Below are 753 nucleotides of genomic sequence, written 5' to 3'. Positions count from 1 at the left end.
GCGCCGGTGATCTACGAGTGACTCAACCAAGATCTGGCCGCTTTGTGGTGTGCCGTTCATCGGACTTGTCCTCGTGGGTCGCCGGCGCCGACCCGGCCCACCATGCTGGCCTGATCAGAAGCCTGTCCGCGCTTGTCGCGTGACTCATCACAGATGTGCCGCTGGGTGACCGTCTCCCGGGTCGACGCCGTCCGAACGTCGCCCATGTAGAGGAGACCTCGTGCCATCCGTCCTGACGGAACGACTCGTCGATCGCGTCGATGCGATCATCGGCGTGGACACCCACACCGACACCCATACTGCGGCGGTGGTCTCGCCGGTTGGCTCAGTCCTTGCCGAGCTCACCGTCATGGCCACAGCCGACGGAGTCGCCGCCCTGCTGGCCTGGGCCCATGAGCACACCAATGGGCTTGGCGCCGGCCGCCGCGCCTGGGCTCTCGACGGTGCACGCTCGCACGGAGTCGGGCTGCTGCGCGCGCTACGCACCGCCGACGAGACCGTCTTCGAGGCGCCCAAGCCCACGGCGACAGTCCGGCGTCGCGGCGGTAAGTCCGACTCTCTGGACGCGGTCCACGCCGCCCGAGCGGTCCTGGCCGCTGACCATGCCGCCGCGCCACGCGCCGACGGCGACCGCGAGGTTCTGCGGATTCTGCACGCCTGCCGCCGCCACTACACCGACACCCGCACAGCCACGGTCAACCTGTTCAAGTCGCTGATCCTCACCGCCGACGACGACCTACGTGACCAGTTCCG

The 753-nt window shown here is 68.7% G+C and carries 1 protein-coding gene; it reads left to right on the top strand.

The genetic code is table 11. From position 1 onward, the window contains the following. Positions 1–220 precede the first annotated feature (220 nt). The coding region (locus tag ABD352_RS50285; RefSeq protein WP_344619775.1) for an IS110 family transposase at positions 221–753 on the top strand (533 nt) is incomplete at its 3' end.

Source organism: Dactylosporangium salmoneum (genome assembly GCF_039532525.1).
Classification (GTDB): Bacteria; Actinomycetota; Actinomycetes; order Mycobacteriales; family Micromonosporaceae; genus Dactylosporangium; species Dactylosporangium salmoneum.
The sequence above is the reverse complement of the archived record's forward strand: the minus strand, read 5'-3'. Positions and strand labels throughout refer to the sequence as shown.